Consider the following 19,159-nt stretch of genomic DNA (forward strand, 5'->3'; position numbering starts at 1 on the left):
TTCTTGTTGCTTTTTTCTGAAAATCTGTTGAAGCATTTGAGAGCCGTACCTCAACAAGGTTTTCTGCTCACCTTAAATGAGCTGCGTTCTCAGTGTGCTCTTTGCTGAGCTTATTTTCTGTTTTTAAACATTTTAACGCCGACACCAGCTATAACACTGACTAAGCCGAGTGCACCGACAGTCCACACAGCCGTTGCTGTAGACGGTAGGGAGTCTTCGCCTGATTCTTCGTCGGCCTCGTCTGACTCTTTGTCAGCCGGTGTTTCATCGTCGTCCTCGTCTGACTCTTCGTCAGCCGGTGTTTCATCGTCGTTCTCGTCTGAATCACCGTCGGCCGATGTTTCATCGTCATCCTCGTCTGACTCTTCGTCAGCCGGTGTTTCGTCATCGTTCTCGTCTGATTCTTCGTCAGCCGGTGTTTCATCATCGTTCTCGTCTGATTCTTCGTCAGCCGGTGTTTCATCGTCGTTCTCGTCTGATTCTTCGTCTGTCATGTCTCTATCTGTAAATAACAGAACAGAGGCAGTCAGAGCATCAAGAGTAACTGTGTTTCCAGAAACAGTCAAACCTTCAGGATTTTCGATCGGAGTTGTTCCGGCTTGCTTGCCGTCGACTAATACGTAGCCGTCTGTCAGATCTGAATCCAATGTTAGTGTGCGCTCCTGGTTATCTGCATTGACCATAACAAGATAGCTGTCACCGTTGGCATCTTCAGCACGGTAAACGATGACCAGATCGTTCTCTTCCACTTCAGGGACATCGACTAATGAAACCATTTCTGAAATTTCTTCCATTGTCCCTTTACTGAAGGCATCAGTGCTGCGTCTGAGTGCGATCAGGCCAGCTGTGTAGTCTTTTGTCAATGTGTGGATCGGATAGGTTTCTTCATCTGTCACTTTGCTCCAGTCAAAGCGGTTGATGATATCCGTCGAATCGTATGAGTCATGGATGAAATACGGATACTCGAACGGTTCACCGTTTGAATCAGTCATGAAGGTCGACTTGTAAGGGACCTTGTCGGCTGACACAGGCTCTATGAAGTCCGGATCACGGAACTGTTTGGTGCGTCCGTATTCCTGACCGGCATGGATGAACGGAGTCCCTTGAGCAGTCAAGACCATCAAGTTACCCAAACGAATACGCTGGTGGATCTCTTCTTCGTGCTCAGCCGGATCTTTCTGGATCGACTGGGCAATCACGTCGTGCAGCGTCAGGTTGTCATGCGCCGCAATATACGGAACAACGTCGCCTGGATCATCGGCTGTGAAGTTGTGCGGATTCGCTGTCAGATTGTCGAAAATACGCTGGATTGAACGCGCACCGCCGGTCAGGAAGCGTGGTTCACCTTCGCTGCCGAAGCCGGATTTCAGTTCATTACGCATATCATCCGAGAAGGAAGCAACGCCGTCAGTGTGCTGCATCCAGTCCTGATCTGCAGGCTGGACATCTTCATAACCTTCGTCGCCGGCGAATGTGCGCCAGCCTTCACCGATCATCAGGATGTTAGGGTTCAGGGCTTTCGCTTCATCATAGGCCATCTGAATGCTTTCAGCATCATGGTCGCCCATCATGTCGAATCGGAAACCATCGACTTTATATTCTTCGACCCAATAGGTGATCGAATCGACAAGAATACGGCGAGACATCGCATGGGTCGTTCCCAGGCGTCCGCCACCGAAGCTTTCACGAGACGTTCCATCTGCATCCATGAAGTGATAGTAATTGGGTTCCAGATCTTCAAAAATCGTCGTGCGTGCTGTATGGTTGTAGACCACATCCATGATCACACCCATATCGCGGTCGTGAATCTCTTTGATCAGGTTCTTGAATTCTTCGATCCGCTGTTCAGGATCTTCTGGATTCTCTGAATACATCCCTGTCAAGGAGAAGTAACTTTGAGGATCATACCCCCAGTTATAGTTTGTATCAGTTGAGGCATAATCCAGCAGTCTTTCATCGCTGGCAAATTCATTGGCAAAGAAATAGCTCATCACTGGCAGCAGCTGGACGTGGGTCACACCCAGACTTTCAATATAGTCCAGTTTTTCTACAAAGGCGCTGAATGTGCCGAACTGACTGTCCAGTTCACCGGCGATCTCAGGGTCAGATGTAAAGTCTCTGACATGGATCTCGTAAATGATCGCATCCTCGCGTTTTTCATAGCCGTCGATCTCGGCATAATCCAGTTCCGGTCCTATATGGCTCGGATTCACGATCGCTGCCTTGCCGATGGTGCTGTCTGGATCACTGCTGTTCCAGGCTGCCATTGAACGGGCATAAGGATCCAGTGCCAGGACCGTTTCCCCATCCCGTGCGATTTCAAAGTGGTAGTAATAGCCCGTCACATCGTCAAGTCCTGTGGTATCGGCATCGAGTTCCACTTCCCAGACACCGGAATCTTTTGCAGTCATTGTAATATCGTCTTTGACAATGGTAGTCTGATCGTCTTTGTCATACAGGACAACACGCACGTCATCTGCACTTGGAGACCATACTTTCAGTGTGGCTGTTCCGTCTTCTCTCAGGTCTAAGCCCAATTCGCCGTCGTAAGCATAAAGCGCATCCTTCAGTCTCCAGCCCATCATTGCGTTGACTTCTTTCTCGTCAAAGCTGACAGTGTACGGTCCGTTTGCCACTGAAAAGTCTCCAGTCAACGTCACGACATTCTTTTCATTATCGATCGTGACAGTGTCTATGGTTTGCCCTTCGGCACTGCTGTTTGTCAGAGCTAGTTTTTCTCTGAGTGTTTCTTCTGTCAGTCCTTCGACCGTATGGAAGAAGACTTCGATTTCCGTTTCAGAAATCAGTTCGGCCCGGTCCATACCGGCTTGGCTGGCATAGTAAGGATTCGTATAAATCGTATCGTCCCCTTCTTTAATGAAGACTTGTGTGTGTTCAGCCGCTTCACTGAACATATAATCACCGGTCTGATCGCCTGATTTTTTGTTCAGGAACAGGAATCCGACAGACTCGGCATTTTCCGCTAACGGCAGGTCAAAGTAAGCACCGTTTTCGCCCACGGTATCTAAATCATGGGCCCCATCCGGCCAGCCACTTGTTGCTTGCAGGACATCTTCCCATGTCCAGAGTGCCCATCCGTCGTAATCCTCTTCTGTACGGCTGTAGTTGACGCGCAGGACATCATCAGCCAGAGGCTCATAAGGATAAATCATATTATCTGAATCGACCCAGGCCTGGTTCATTTCCGGGGTCAATAGACGCACATTCATGTCTTCTGTCAGGTTGGCTCCTGCAGTATTATTGATCAAAAAGCCGATCAGTTCCGGATCTTCAGCCAGTTCGATGTCCAGATAGTAGCCGTAATCTGTTTCAACCGCATCACCGAAAGATAAGGCTCCTGTCGGCCAGTTTTCTGAAGGAGCAGCTACATCTTCCCAAATCCAAAGACCCAGAGTTTCCGGATCAGCCGACGGAAGGCTTTCAAAATGGAGACGAAAAAATCCGTCTTCGATTTCAGATCCTTCTGTCTGGCTGTCTTCTTCCGGTTCACTGACTTCTTCAGCGACCAGTTCACCGCTTTCGACTGTAAGGAGTGCAGTTCCGCCCTCTTGCATGGCTGGAATGGTAAAGGTCAGGCTATATGTGCCGTTTTCTTCCATTGCCTCCATGGTTTCCAGTGAATAATGATCAGTCAGCTGTGCTTCAGCTGCGGTCGTTTCAACCGTGACCGTTTTGGGTTCGTCTGAGACGTTGAAGGCCATATAAACAGATTCATCTGCCAGAGCACGTTCCACCATGAGCCATCCAGCATCATCGGAACCAAGGAATGTTTCACGGTCTCCGCGAGCAAAAAGTTCAGTATTTTCGTTTCTGAATGCCAGTAATTTCTGATAATGATCTAAGATCTCATTGTTTTCTACCTGATCCCAGGCAAGGTCATAACGGTTATCGTACTCCGGCCAGTTATTGGCGCCGCTCTGTCCCAGCTCTTCTCCATAATAAATGACTGGCTGACCTTTTGAGGTCATCTGTAGAGAAGCAGCTAATTTAAGTTTAGCTTCGTCGCTGCCTTGAGAATATAGAAAGCTGTCTTCATCATGGCTGCCTAAGAATTGTCCCAAGGTTGCGTCACTTGTAAGGGCGGCATTCCGTTCGATCAGGGTCGCGTTTGCAGCTTCCAGGTTCCCGGCTGCAAATGATGAAGCAATGCCTTTGAATCCGAAGTCCAACAGGCTGTCCATCATGCCGGAATTTAAATATCCATGGTCACTGGTGTAGCTTGCTCCCCAGGACTCTCCGATCAGTTTGAATGACGGGTCCTTTCTGACCAGTTCATTTTTGAAGTGCTGCCAGGTCGTATCTTCTACATGTTTTACTGTATCCACACGGTAGCTGGCTACGGCATTTCCGTTAGCTGTGGTCGATTTTTCGATCCAGGCAGACTGCCAGGCAACTAACTGTTCACGTACCTCTTGACGTTCTGTTTCAAAATCCGGTAAACCGGCCAGTTCCATTTTCAGATCACCGCCACCAGATGATGCTCTCAACATATCGTCAAATCTCTGACGGTCTTCGTCTGTCGGATAGCCTTCCGGAGGATTCACTATCCCGTCAGTCGGATGCATGCCATACCCTGCATGGTTCAGGACCACATCGACCATGATATCGATGTCGCGGGCTGCGGCTTCGTCGATCAGGGTGTGGAACTCATCGAGAGTGCCCAGATGCGGGTTCAGTTTTTCAAAATCTTCTGCCCAGTACCCATGATAGGCGTAATAACTGCCGTTTGCATCATTGTCGAACGAGACATCATGTGCTACGTTTTCAACGATCGGTGTGACCCAGATCGTCGAGACACCTAAGTCGTCCAGGTAGTCCAGATTTTCGGTGACGCCTTTAAAGTCGCCGCCCTGATAGGTTCCCCGAGGGTTGTCTGCTGAACCGTAATCCAGTTTATAAGGGTTATCATTGGTTTCGTCCCCATTGGCAAAGCGGTCGGTAAGCATGAAATAAATGATTTCTTCATCCCAGTCACGCTCTCCTTCGGCCTTGTTTCTGGCTTCGATCGTGACCTCTGTCTCTGTGTTATAGCGGCCATTATTTTCATCCCAGACAGAGACTGGAATCTTGTATGTTCCTGGTTGAACAGTGTGGTCTACAGATAAGGTCACTCTGTTTAACTCTGGCGAAATGGCCAGGTTTGACGGGCCGCCGATCGCTGAGGTATCTGCTTCGATACGGTCGACAGCTAGTTCTGAGTTGTTTTCGATCGTAACATCAAGAAGTCCGTGTTCATTGTAGTTGAATGAACGGTCAACAGATGCTTTGACAGTGATATCTTCTGTTCCTTCAGTTTCTTCAGGGCCCTCTTCTTCTACCGTTTCAGATATGTAGAAAGGGTTGGTAAAGACCTGAGTCGGGTCTTCATGTGTGACAAAGACCTGATTTTGTGTATCAAAAGAATCAAAAGACAGATCACCGGTCAGTTTCACATCATCCTGCGTCCGATCGACGATCAGGAAACCTAAGCTGCCGGCATCTTCGTTTACTGGAATGTCAACATACGCACCATGCTTCCCGACCTGTTCGTTTGAGAAAGCTGCAGCTTCCGTCGGCCAGTCTGCTGGCAGATTTGGTGCATCGCCCCAGTACCAGACCCCATGGTTGTCATAATCGATATCTTCATTCAAGTAATGAATGCGCAGAGTCGGTGTCTCAAAGTCAACAGGTTCATAATAAGAAACAGAACCATCTTCTCTTACCCATACTTCATCGACACCTTCATGAATATCTATATTTATATCTTCCTCAATGTACTTGGCTTCATCACCATAGACAGCGACAAAACCGATCGAAGCGGCATCATCTTTGATTTCAATGTCCTGGTAATAACCGAAGTCTGTCTGCTGGTCGGCCGAAAAAAGTGAGCCGTTCGGCCAGGCATTGCCGTTTGCATCTGAGGACGTGATCACATCTCCCCAAAGCCACAAGGATAAAGCATTGTCGATCGTATCGGTTTCCAGGTGGACACGCAGGGTGCGTGCTTCAGCGGCTTGCACGGAGGTGACAAAAGGAAAAACATTTGCCAGTGCTTGAAACAGTAAGACTACCGCAAAGAATGCGGATAAAACGGATGTTTTTGTTCTGTTCATCTGATACTCTCCTTTAAAAAATAGTGTTAACGCTCTCATTTTCGGCAAAAAGAAACTCTCCCCACAAGCAAACGTAAGGAGAGTATGGAATTTTTCAATAAAAGTTATCCTTTTGTTGCGCCGGATGCCAGACCAGAAATCAAATATTTCTGCAGCATCAGGTAGACCGTAGCGATCGGTACAGCGATCAGTACGGCACCGGCAGCAAAACGGCTGAAGTTGTTTGAGAACTGCGCATTAACGAAGTTGTAAAGACCCAGCGCTAAGGTAAAGTTCTCTGGACTTCTTAAAACGATCCGCGGCAGGATAAAGTCCATGAACGGTGTCATGAAGTTGAATAAGGCAACCACGGATAAAATCGGTTTGGCCAGCGGCAGGAGGATCTGGAAAAAGATCCTGAAGTGACCGGCCCCGTCCATCTTGGCTGATTCATCCAGTGATTTCGGCAGGGTATCGAAGTAGCCTTTAACAAGGAAGGCATTCATCGGGATCCCTCCGCCGATATAAATGAGGATCAGTCCCCATAAGTTGTCTAACAGTCCTACGATATTAAGCAGGATGTACAAGGCCACCATAGCCATCAGTACCGGGAACATCTGCAGGAGCAGGAAGGCGTACAAGCCGTTCTTGCGTCCTTTGAAACGGTAACGTGAGAAAGCATAGGCGACAAAACTTACTGTCAGTGTCGTAACGACTGTCACCACTGTGGATACGAACAGTGTATTTCTGTACCAGAGTAAATAATCACTCCGCGGATTTGTGAACAGCCATCTGAAGTTGTCCAGCGACCAGGTCTCCGGAGAGAGTGACGCTGTGTAAAGATTGCTTGTTGTATTCATCGACATCGCAAACGCCCAGTAAAGCGGGTAAGCGATGATGACAAACATGATCGCCAAGATGAAGTAGATGAGCGCAACTTCAAAGCGGCTTTTTTCTTTGCGACTGTATTGTCTGTCGCGCATTTTAGTGAAAAGTTTTTTCATTACATGTTACCCTCCTCTTTGAATGAACGTGAGCGTCTGAACTGGAAGAATGCGAAGGTCGCGACGATCAGTCCCAGTATCAGTGATATGGCAGCAGCCATACTGAATTGCGAGTTAGTAAAGGTCAAATTATAGACCCAGGAAATCAGGATATCTGTTCCGCCGGCATTCTGTCCGCGGACAGCTGGTCCCCCTTCGTTGAACAGGTAAATAATATTAAAGTTATTGAAGTTGAAGGTATACTGCGTCAACAGCAGCGGACCTGTCGCAAACATCAAGTGCGGGAACGTGATGTTGGTAAATTTCTGCCAGCGCGATGCGCCGTCCATCTCTGCTGCTTCATACCAGTCATCGGATATTCCTTGAAGGACACCGGAGAACAACGCATAAACATACGGGAACCCGAGCCAGACCTGGATCATGATGATGGCGATCCGACTCCACAGGACTTCTGTCATCCAGGGGATCGTCGTATTGAATAATGGCTGAATGATGTCTGTGTTGATCGCACCAAAGTTGTCATTGAACAAGGCAGAGAAAATGATGATGGTGACAAAGCCGGGAACAGCCCACGGCAGGATCAGTACGGTACGGATCAGTTTCTTGAATTTGATCCGCTTGTCGTTGGTCAGGATAGCCAGGAACATCGCCAGAGCGATCTGCAGTGTTGTTGCAACGAATGTCCAGGTGATCGTCCAGGTCAGAACACTGATAAAGGTGTCACGCCATTCAGATAGCGTCACTAGACGAATAAAGTTTTCAAAGCCGACCCACTGAAGCAGGCTGCGCGGTGGTGCATTGTATAAGTTATAGTTGGTAAAAGCTAAAAAGCCCATGAATAAAAGCGGCAGGATGACTACAAACACAAGGAGGGCAAATCCGGGACCGATCAGGACATATGGAAAAGCGGTATCCCAGGAATTGCGGAAGTTCTCCATCACTCCTCCGGGCGTCCACCCGTCTCTTATTTTCTGTGCTTCATTTTTGGCGTCCTGAATATTGACCCAGTAGAGTGCCACATAGAAAACAGTGAAGAGCAGTGCCAGGATCCCTTCGATCATGAACACACGTGAATCATCCACACGTGCCACTGTTCCCAGAGTGATGAGCCCCTGCAGTCCGGATGCGACAAAATCGAACATCACGAATGCAAATGCGGCAAACAGTATGAACAGCGCGATCCCTTTCAGTTTTCGTTTATTGTAAATTTGACCCATACCTGGAATGATCGATAACAGCATGGCCTTTTTAGGGCTATGATTCAGATTTTTCACCCGAGTGTGGGACGGTCTATTTTGATTCTCGTTACTATCCATAATCTCTCTCCTTCTACTCTCCCTATAGCAGTCACTTATGTCTGCAGAGTTGACTAAATCAGCTCTATACACATAAATAACTAATATGAAGAAGGAGATTGAGTCTGTCATCGCTCAATCTCCCTTTTCAAATTAGCTAGACGTTATACTGTGATTCTGTTTATTGACCCATCAATGAAATTTCTGACTCGATCGTTGAAACAGCTTCGTCTAAAACTTCCTGTACATCGTCACCTTGCTGGATGAATGTTAATGCGTCACCCATTGGTTCCCAGACTTGAGCCATTTCTGGAATGTTTGGCATCGGATGTGCGTTTTGAGTCTGAGCAAAGATCGGTGCCATCAATTCATCTTCGATCTCAACAGCAGTATGCGCAGGCAGTTCACCGGCTACTTCATAGTAAGTTTCTGAGCTTTCTGCATTCGTCATGTAAAGTGCCAATTCTGTTGCCCAGTGCTGATCTTCTGAGTAATAGTTGACCAGCCAGCCTTTGTTTCCTGAGAATGAGTTCAATGGTTCGCCGTCCTGCGTTGGCAGTTCTGCAACCATCAAGCTGTCTCCAAGAGCTTCCTGATAGTCTGGAATAGCCCAAGGGCCGTTGATGATCATGCCGACTTGACCGTCCATGAACAGGCTGTTAGCAACTTCCAGGTCTGTACCTTGAGGCATTAGTCCGTCTTCGAACCAGCCTTGGATTCTTTCCACAGCAGAAACAGCTTCTGGTGTGTTCAAGCCAATGTCTGATGTGTCATATGAACCGTCTTCGTTCTGTGCAAAGATGTAGCCGCCGTCAGCAGTGATGAACGGGTAGGTGAAGTACAAGTCTGCGGCATTCATCATGAAGCCGTATTGTTCGCCTTCTGTCAGTTCAGCTGCCGTTTGTGTCAGCTCTTCCATTGTTTCCGGTACTTCATCAACTAAATCTGTATTGATGAACAGGCCGTAAGTTTCAACAACAGCCGGAATACCATATTGAGCACCCTCATAACTGAATGCTTTCACTGCTTCTTCATTGTATTCGCCTAAACGTTCCATTTGATCGTCTGTCAGTTCAAGTTCTGCTGCCAAACCTTGCAGGTGGATATCGCCCATACGGTCATGCGGCTGGAAGAACAGGTCTGGACCTTGTCCACTTGGTGCATCCAAGCTCATTCCTTCTGTCTGTTCAAGCATGCTGTAAGGTGTGATCTCGACTTCGATGCCGTATTCTTCAGTGAAGTTAGCAGTGATTTCATCATACGCATTCAATTGTGCCTCTTCATCGTTGACCCAAATATGTAGCGATTCAGGTTTTTCAGGAGTACCTTCTGCTGTTTCTTCAGAAGTTTCGCCATCTGTTGTATCTTCAGCTGTTTCTTCAGTTGTGTCTCCTGAAGTATCTTCTGAATCTGTGTTGTCGCCCATGCCGCATGCTCCAAGAACTCCAGCGGTTGAAAGCAGTAACATTCCTTTGTACCATAATTTCTTATCTAACATTGTGTTGCCTCCTAGTATATTTTTTATTTGCTTCGTGTCCCTACTCCACTTTCTAAACATCAGGAAAAGGCTTTCCTAAATCCAGTTTGTTTAGAGAAGATGTTGTAAGTGATTACATTCTAACTATATAAGCTTTTAATAACGGTTTCAATCGTTTTTTCAATGTTACCGGTATCAGGATTTACCCGTTAGTTTGTTTATATTTTAACTATTGGGCTATTTCGACCACGATGGCTTCGAAAGGTTGCAGGACTGCCTTTTCTAAATCGATTTCCTCTTTACCGTAGTTTGAGACGATCACTTTTCCCGCACGTCTGTCCTCATCCAATTCTAATCTTTCTTCCTGCCCGCTGACATTCGCGGCAACGAGCCACGTGCTTCCTTGATACCTGCGCGTATAGGCAAAGATAGACGGGTGATCCGGCAGAAGCAGCTCATAATCGCCCCAGACGATCAGCGGGTGGTCTTTACGCAGCTGGATCAGCTTTTTGTACATGCTGAAGATAGAGTCCTCAGGATCAAGAGACTCTTTGACGTTAATATTTTTATAGTTGGGCTGGACAGGCAGCCAGGGGGTCCCGGTCGTGAATCCGGCCTGTTCAGAATCGTCCCAATGCATAGGGGTTCGGGCATTGTCCCGCCCTTTAACGTTGATCGCATGGATCAGTTCGTCTTTTGAATACCCTTCTTCTAGTCGCTCGTTGTACATATTGATGCTTTCGATGTCATCCACTTCATCGATCGATTCGATTGTGCGGTTCGTCATCCCGATTTCTTCGCCCTGATAGATATAGGGCGTCCCTTTCATCAGGTGGAGCAGGATCGCGAACAGTTTGGCACTTTCCACCCGGTAGTCTGTATCGTTCCCGAAGCGGGAGACGATCCGCGGAAGGTCGTGGTTGTTCCAGAACAGGCTGTTCCAGCCGCTGTCTTTCAGTTCGACCTGCCACTTGGACAGGACTCTTTTCAGTTCAGTCAGATCGAGTGGTTTGAGATCCCACTTCATTCCGCCCGGCTGCTCGTCCAGCTGCATATGTTCAAACTGGAACACCATGGACAGTTCGTCACGTTCCGGATCAGAGTATAACTTCGCTGTTTCGGGCGTCGCTCCCCAGGTTTCGCCGACGGTCATGACATCTCTATTTAAAAGGGTTTCCTGATGCATCTCCTTGAGGTAGTCATGGAGCTTCGGTCCATTCCCGGTGATTCCTTCATCCGGCTTCTTCCCGATCAGATCGATCACATCCATCCGGAAACCGCCGATAGCTTTATCGAGCCAAAAATTCATCATGTCGTAGACCGACTGACGGACCTCTTTATTCTCCCAGTTCAGATCGGGCTGCTTTTTACTGAATAGATGCAGATAATACTGTTCCGTTGCCTCATCATATTCCCAGGCCGAACCGCCGAAGGTCGACGTCAAATCATTAGGCGGACCGCCGCTTTCCGGGTCGCGCCAAATATAGTAGTCCCGGTAGGCGTTATCTTTATTTTTCCTTGCCTCGATGAACCACTGATGCTCGTCGCTCGTATGGTTGACGACAAGGTCCATGACGATCCGTATGCCCCGGCTTTTCGCTTCTTCAATCAGACGATCCATATCTTCCATCGTACCGAAATCCGGATGGATAGCCTGATAGTCACTGATATCATAGCCATTGTCATCATTCGGGGATTCATATACGGGACTCAGCCAGATGGCATCGATCCCCAGATTGTTTAAATAATCCAGGCGACTGATGATTCCGGGGATGTCTCCGATACCGTCACCATTGCTGTCCTGAAAACTCCGCGGGTAGATCTGATAAATCACCGCGTTCTGCCACCACTTCATACCATTCTCCTCTCGTTCATTACCGCTTATTTTTCTGCTGCTTTAAGGATTCTATCCAGTGTCAGCTCTTTCGTGTCTTTAACGATATAGTCCGCTTTGTGCATAGCCGCTTCTGAACCGACGCCGACAGAAAACATGCCGGCCGCATTGATCGATTCAACGCCTGCCTCGGCATCTTCCAGCCCCACACATTCTTCTGGTTTCAAGCCCAGTATTTCAGCCCCCTTCAAGAATATCTCAGGGTCCGGTTTGCCCGCACGCAAAGAAGCCGGGTCAACAACTGTCCCGTCAAACAATTCATCGATTTCCAGCTGTCTGATTATTTTTGGTCCGTTTTTACTTGCCGAAGCGAGTGCCATCCCGATCCCTTTTTCTTTGGCTTCTTTAAGAAGTCTTTCTATGCCGGGAAGCAGATCATCATGAGTGATTTCTTCGATATAATGCTGATATTCCTCGTTTTTCTGTGTGGCCAGTTCCTGTTTCTCTTCTTCCGTATAATCGTTTTCTTTATTGCCGTGCTTTAAGATAAGATCGAGCGATTCCATGCGGCTGATGCCTTTAAGCTGTTCATTAAATGCTCTGTCCATCTCGATATCCAGCTTTTTCGCCAGACTTTTCCATGCCAGATAGTGATATTCCGCTGTATCTGTGATCACGCCGTCCAAATCAAATATTAATCCTTTAATCATGATGTCCTCCTTAGAATGTCTTCCTGTCTCATAATGAAAAAAGAGAGAGGGCCCTCTCTCTTTTTTATTTTATCATTGCTTTTAGGGGTTTTACATTTTTAGCGCTTTCTAGTTTGGGTTGGGTGTTCGGGCAGGAAAGATGTTCACTCGCCGGGTCGGTGCTTTGCGAGTACGACATCTTGATCCACGAACTGTTCACTCATATGGTCGGCACTTCATGAGTGCGACATTCCAGTCCAGAAACTGTTTACTCAGCAAGCAGGCATCTCACGAGTTCGACATTTCCACTCAAAAAGTGCCGACTCTGCGTCTAGGCACAGCACGAGTTCGACATTTCGGTACTGGACGTGCAGACTCATCGAACCGGCATCTTCTCAGTTCGACATTTCGCTCCTGCAACTGCTCGCTCACTGCTTCCATGGCTCGTGAGTTCGACATTTCCACTCAAAAAGTGCTGACTCTGCGTCTAGGCACAGCACGAGTTCGACATTCCGGTACTGGAAGTGCAGACTCATCGAACCGGCATCTTCTCAGTTCGACATTTCGCTCTCGTAACTGCTCGCTTCCATGTCCTTTACCCGGCGAACACCCAACCAAAGCCATTCAATAAGGAAGAGATCATCACAAGGATGATCTCAACCCTTTTTTTATTTCTGGAGCGCTTGTTTTACGCTGTCCTTCAATGTTACGTGTTCACCGTACAGATCGAAGTCCAGAGCGTCGCCTTCCTGTAGAGCGAATTCGACGTTTTCCTTGTCGACGATGACTTTGATGAGTCGGCCGCGGTACTTCAGTTTGAATTCGTAGCCGTCCCATTTTTCAGGACAATACGGTTCAAAGGACAGTTCGCCTGTCATAGTGCGCATGCCGGCAAAGCCATGAACGATCGACAGCCAGCCGCCGCTCATCGATGTGATGTGCAGGCCGTCTTCCGTATCATTGTTGTAGTTGTCCAGGTCCAGACGCGCCGTACGTTCGTACATTTCGAACGCTTTCTCCTTCTTGCCCAGTTCTGATGCCAGGATCGAATGGACTAAAGGTGACAGCGATGACTCGTGAACGGTCATCGGCTCGTAAAAGTCGAAGTTGCGCTCTTTTTCATCCAGACTGTATTCGTGGTTCAGGAAGTAAAGCCCCTGCAGCACATCTGCCTGTTTGATGAACGGCGAACGCAGGATCTTGTCCCATGACCAGTTCTGGTTGATCGGACGCTCTTCCGGTTTCAGCGAATCTACCGGACGCAGATCCTTGTCCAGGAATGTATCGTGCTGAACGAAGACATCCAGCTCGTCGTCTTTAGGGAAGTACATGTTATTAACGATATCCTTCCACTGACCTAACTCTTCGTCAGTAATGTTCAGGCTCGCTTTTTTCTCGTCAGACACTTTCTCAAGAGATTCCAGCGTATAGCGCAGTGTCCACGCCGCCATCGTATTGGTGTACCAGTTATTGTTGATGTTGTTTTCATACTCGTTCGGACCCGTCACGCCATGGATCATGTATTTTTCATTGCGTTTTGAGTAATGCACGCGGTCAGCCCAGAAGCGGGAGATCCCAGTCAGGACTTCGATTCCCTGATCCAAGAGATAGGAGTCGTCGCCGAAGTAGGTCGCATGGTTGAAGATCGCATGGGCGATCGCACCGTTACGGTGGATCTCTTCAAACGTGATCTCCCACTCGTTATGGCACTCGATCCCTGTGAAGGTCACCATTGGGTAAAGCGCGCCATCCAGACCCTGCTTGGACGCATTGACATGCGCTTCTTCCAGCTGATTATGACGATAAACGAGAAGCTGTTTAGACACTTCTTCATCTGTCGTTGACAAGTACATCGGCAGGATGCAGGATTCTGTGTCCCAGTAAGTCGCTCCGCCGTACTTCTCGCCGGTAAAGCCTTTTGGCCCGACATTCAGACGCGGATCTTCGCCGTAATAGGTCGAGAAGAGCTGGAAAATGTTGAAGCGGACACCCTGCTGGCTCGCTTCGTCGCCTTCGATCACCACATCGGCATTGTTCCAGCGGTTTTCCCACTCACTGACGTGTGCGTCTTTCAATTCAGCAAATGACACTTCGTTTGCTTCAGCTAAAATAGCTTCTGCTGTTTTGACCTGATCGGATTCTTCGACGTCACGGCTCGTGATGACCGAGACCAGCTTAGTCAAACTGACTGTTTCGCCTTCTGAAACCGTGCTTTTAAAGTTTTCAGCGACCATCATGTCAGATTCGCTGCTGTCTTCTTTAGCAAGGCCAGAAACCGAGTTGCTCATCATCGTCGTTACAGTAAAGCGTTCGGTCCCAAAATTGTTTTCCACGGTTTTGGTCGTTAAGTAAGGGTAAGGTTTTAAGCCGCGATCGCGTTCGATCCAGAACTGTTCATCGTAGTTGCTGTCTTCGTTTTCAACGTCCCCATCCAGGTAAGGGGTCATTTCGATGACGGGACTGCCTTTTTGCACGTTCGCTTCGATGTTGATAACGGCAAGTTCTTTAGTCGCTACACTTACGAACCGGTCAAAGGTGAAGGCGATCTCTGTGTCGTCTTTTGTCCAGACGAAAGAACGATTGAGTACACCGGCCTTCATGTCGAGCTCCAGACGGTATTCTTTCACATCGTCCACGGCCAAATCGACCTTGTGTCCATCGACCTGAATCGTTACAGGGATAAAATTCGTGGCATTGATGACTTTACCGAAATACTCCGGATAGCCGATCTTCCACCAGCCGACACGTGTTTTGTCCGGATACCAGACACCGGCCAGATACGTACCGATATGTGAATCCCCGGAATACCCTTCTTCAAAGTTTCCGCGCAGGCCCATATAGCCATTGCCGATAGCAGTCAGGCTTTCCTGCACACGCTTATCTTTTTTTACATCCGTTGTGATGACTTTCCACGGATCTATCTTTGCTATTCTCTTCATTCCACATACACATCCCAATCTATGAATTATCGTTTTTAGTTGCTTTTTATCGCTTCAAGTAAGACTTTGCGTTTTTTCGCACGCTTGCGCTTTTTCATCAGGCGCTGTTTCTTCTCTTCTTCGTTATCGACATAGTAATAAACAGAGAAACCATTATGATAAAGGATTTCGTCGTTTTCATACGATTCGTCGTTAAAACCGAACACTTTATGTGCCCCGTGCGGCAGCAGCGGCAGGAAGGCTTCGTCTTCGTCCTGATTAAAGAAGAAGTAAAGTTCCTGATTGCCCAGTTTGCGCTTGAAGCCAAGGAACTGCTCGTCATCTCTGACATCATGCCACTCCGTTTCACCGTAGCTCAAGATCGGCTGATACTTTTTGCGGAACCGGATCAGTTCTTTTGAAAAACGCAGCATATCATGGTCCTGTTTATTTTCGTCCCAGATCATGCATTTGCGGCAATCCGGATCCCCTTCACCCTCAAGCCCCACTTCCGTCCCATAATACATACATGGGGCGCCGGGCTGGGAGTACAGAAAGGCCATCGCTGATTTCACAAGGCTTTTGTCCCCGCCTGCTTTTGTCAGGAGACGCGGTGTGTCATGGGAATCCAGCAGATTGAACATGACTTCTGTCGTCTGTTTGCGGTACAGCATCAGCTGACTGTTTAAACTCGAGATCAGTCTTGTCGGAGACAGGATCTTCTTGAAGAAATAGTTTTCGATATTATCCGTAAAGGCATAGTTCATGACAGCATGGAACTCATCACCATTCAACCAGTTTTGAGAAGAATGCCAGATTTCACCAAGGATATACAAATCTTCTTTAACGGCTGTCGTTTCTTTGAAGAATCGCTTCCAGAAGTAGTGATCCACTTCATTCGCTACATCAAGACGCCAGGCATCCACATCAAACTCCCTGACCCAGTATGTCGCAATATCCAGAAGGTACTCCTGAACTTCGGGATTGGCCGTATTCAGTTTAGGCATATGACCGGTGAAGGCGAACGTATCATAATTCACGCGACCGACATTTTCCAGCTCTTCCGTACTTAAGCCGCTCACGTCTTCGACAGGGAAGGAATGAATATAGAACCAGTCTTTATATTTCGACTCTTCCTGATTCTCAAGAACGTCCTGCCACTGACTCGACTGGATCCCCAGGTGATTGAAGACGGCATCGATCATGACGCGCATCCCGCGTTTGTGTGCCTCATCCACGACCTTTTTGAACAGGTCTTTATCACCAAAATCCGGATCGATCTCTTTATAGTCGATGGTGTCGTATTTATGGTTGGAGTGTGCTTCAAAAACAGGTGTGAAATAGATGCCGTTGATCCCCAGTTCTTCCAGATGATCCAGGCCGTCTAATACACCCTGAAGGTCCCCGCCGTAGAAATCATCACGGGAAGGATGCTCCTTGCTCGCCCAGGGAAGCGTCCCTTCCGGGTTATTGCTTTCATCGCCATTTCTGAAACGCTCCGGGAAAATCTGATACCAGATCGTCTCTGCGGCCCATTTCGGAGCACGGAACGCATCGATTTCATGAATATAGGGCACACGGAAATAGAAGTTCATCTGATCAAGAAATGTTTCTTCAAACGGATAAACCCCCTGGTCGGAATAAAAAATCTCGATGCCGTCTTTGCCGATCACACGGAAACCGTACGCCATGCGTTTAGTCGGCTCATGTGTATCGATCATCCAGTAATCATGCATGTTGGTGGTCGCGACTTTTTTCATTTCTTTCCCGTCTGTATACCATTTCTCTTCATCCAGTAAATAAGGATCGCCACTGATCAGTTCGACGCTTTCCACATCTTTTGCTTTTGTCCGTATACGGATGTGGTAATGTCCCCGTTCGTATAAGTAAGCATATTCACTTTCGGAACGGTGATAAATTGCTGCTGTATCCATAAAAATCTCCTTCTTCTATTAAGTTTTCTCGATATCATTTTTTTGATTTTCCACCCTATCATCTTAAAGCGGTTTCACTCTGATTCTAGCACTTAGAGAGAATTATACAAGGCTAATCGCGGTGTTATCGGTAACAGAATGAATAGATAAGAAGAAACGAGCTGCGGCTCGTTTCGCCCTGTTTGCCGGGGTGATCGTTTCGGCTGGCCGGAATTGAACCGGTTCGGCCTGTTCAGAATTTTCATAGACTGGAATGCACCGAAGTTCTTAGCATTCGGTGCATTCGCCCATATTCTTTTCACCGATGAGCTGAACCTGGCCGAGGTTCGGTCTATTCATTTAGACTGCCTTTGTCAATAAACCGAAGACAGGCTTGTTCGGTCTATTCGCTCCAGTTTTAAACCTGAATAAGCTGAACATCATCCAGGTTCAGCTTTTTCAGACAACGTGTTCCAGTCGAATGAGCCGAACATTCTGTAGTTCGGCTTATTCGACAGCCCTTAGCTTCTTAACCCACCGAAGTAAATCAACTTCAGCACTTAGCATCCCTTCACTCTTATTAACTTACCGAAGTTGACGGTTGTTCGTCACTTAGATACATCTGTACCTCTCCTACTAACCGAATATGTTCCAATTCGGTTAGTAGGGGGACTTGCGCCAATCTAAACTGCCGAACCAAGCCCTACTTCGGTAGTTTAGACCCGGACATCCTATTGAAACGACCGAACTTTCGCATCTTCGGCTATTACGTTACCCCCCATTCCCTCTAATGACCGAACCCTCGTAAAACTGTAAAACAAAAATGTCCAAGCCTGACAATTAGAGCGGTCAGGCTTGGACGTTTAATTCTATCAGCGGGTCGTGCCGCCAAGTTTCAGTTCTGTTTCAAACAGCTGATCACCCTGGGCTTTCCCGTTTTCATTAACTTTTTTCAGGACCATCCTGGCACAGGCCGCACCCATTTCCGTGATCGACTGTTTCAGTGTCGTCAGGTTCGGGTAGGCGATCTGATCGAGGAAGACGCCGTCGTGACCGATGACGCCATAGTCGCCCGGGATGTCACCGTCATGTTCTTTGATTTCGCGGATGACCCCAAGGCCTAACCGGTCCGAAGCGCACAGGAACAAGGTGTTTTTCGGAAACATGTCCCAGTTCTCCCGGATGAAAGCCGCTGAGTAGCGGGAGCGGTTTTCGAGGTTATAAATGCACGGTTCTTTGCCGTGATTATTCATCACCGTCGTATAGCCCTTTTCCCTAGAGCGGGCGAAAGGTTCATCGACAGCGATCCCGATATAGACGATTTTCTCATAGCCTTTTTCAATGGCGTATTCCGTCGCTTTCGCCATGCTCTCTTCATTGTTGCTGTCCACAAAGTCGATTCCCATGTCATTCTGGCCGAAAAGTACAGTTGGTTTATCCAGCGACTTGATCAGTGCTTCATCTTCCTGACGCATGCCGCAGACGATAAACCCGTCAGAATCCCCGATCTGTACGTTATTATGTGTCAGAAGCTGAAGACTGTAAGCATACTTGTCCAGTTCATTGGCGATCCCTGTCAGAAGGAACATATAATAAGGTTCAGTGGTATCCATTTCTTCCAGTATCAGTAACTTGATGATCTGCGTGCGATTATTCGCCAGCGCTTTTGCTGCTGCATTCGGGCGATAGTTCAGTTCTCTCATGGCTTCGTAAACAAGTTCTTTCAATTCGTCCGTGACCTGCTCGGGGTGATTGATGACTCGCGAAACCGTCATTTTCGAGACGTTCGCTTTCTTTGCAACATCGTTTAATGTAGCCAAACGTTTTCTCCTTTCATCCTGCGCGTACACAGGGTATGTCTCATTTCCTATCTATCCATTCAATTATATCATGTCACGATGGCTTTGTTCATCCTGATCAGTCTTTATTCGAGATAA

At 47.7% G+C, this 19,159-nt stretch carries 9 protein-coding genes; all 9 read right to left on the reverse strand.

Translation table 11 applies throughout. From position 1 onward, the window contains the following. Positions 1–110 precede the first annotated feature (110 nt). The 9 genes from BM049_RS09850 to BM049_RS09890 all read right to left on the reverse strand — a co-directional run bounded on the left by BM049_RS09850 (position 111) and on the right by BM049_RS09890 (position 19,042). Complete coding sequence (locus BM049_RS09850; RefSeq protein WP_091531141.1) at positions 111–6,113, reverse strand: pullulanase; 6,003 nt, start codon at positions 6,111–6,113, stop codon at positions 111–113. Between the two features lie 104 nt (positions 6,114–6,217). Then, entirely contained in the window at positions 6,218–7,096 is an 879-nt protein-coding gene (locus BM049_RS09855; protein WP_245751919.1) for a sugar ABC transporter permease, read from the reverse strand. Continuing rightward, positions 7,096–8,412, reverse strand: coding sequence for a sugar ABC transporter permease (locus BM049_RS09860; protein WP_091531143.1), 1,317 nt, complete (start codon positions 8,410–8,412; stop codon positions 7,096–7,098). Before BM049_RS09860 ends, BM049_RS09855 begins: the two co-directional genes overlap by 1 nt. Before the next feature lie 160 nt (positions 8,413–8,572). After that, positions 8,573–9,889: a sugar ABC transporter substrate-binding protein gene (locus BM049_RS09865; protein WP_091531146.1), complete on the reverse strand. Its 1,317-nt coding sequence runs from the start codon at positions 9,887–9,889 to the stop codon at positions 8,573–8,575. A gap of 208 nt (positions 9,890–10,097) precedes the next feature. Beyond that, entirely contained in the window at positions 10,098–11,723 is a 1,626-nt protein-coding gene (locus BM049_RS09870) for a glycoside hydrolase family 13 protein (protein WP_091531149.1), read from the reverse strand. A gap of 26 nt (positions 11,724–11,749) precedes the next feature. Further along, complete coding sequence (gene pgmB, locus BM049_RS09875) at positions 11,750–12,412, reverse strand: beta-phosphoglucomutase (protein WP_091531151.1); 663 nt, start codon at positions 12,410–12,412, stop codon at positions 11,750–11,752. Between the two features lie 647 nt (positions 12,413–13,059). Continuing rightward, positions 13,060–15,330 (reverse strand): glycoside hydrolase family 65 protein, encoded by a 2,271-nt coding sequence (locus BM049_RS09880; RefSeq protein WP_091531153.1) that lies wholly within the window; start codon positions 15,328–15,330, stop codon positions 13,060–13,062. A gap of 35 nt (positions 15,331–15,365) precedes the next feature. After that, positions 15,366–17,243: a glycoside hydrolase family 13 protein gene (locus tag BM049_RS09885; protein WP_091531155.1), complete on the reverse strand. Its 1,878-nt coding sequence runs from the start codon at positions 17,241–17,243 to the stop codon at positions 15,366–15,368. A gap of 851 nt (positions 17,244–18,094) precedes the next feature. Next, complete coding sequence (locus tag BM049_RS09890; RefSeq protein WP_091531158.1) at positions 18,095–19,042, reverse strand: LacI family DNA-binding transcriptional regulator; 948 nt, start codon at positions 19,040–19,042, stop codon at positions 18,095–18,097. Positions 19,043–19,159: the final 117 nt, after the last annotated feature.

This window comes from Alkalibacterium subtropicum (assembly GCF_900112455.1).
Taxonomy (GTDB): Bacteria; Bacillota; Bacilli; order Lactobacillales; family Carnobacteriaceae_A; genus Alkalibacterium; species Alkalibacterium subtropicum.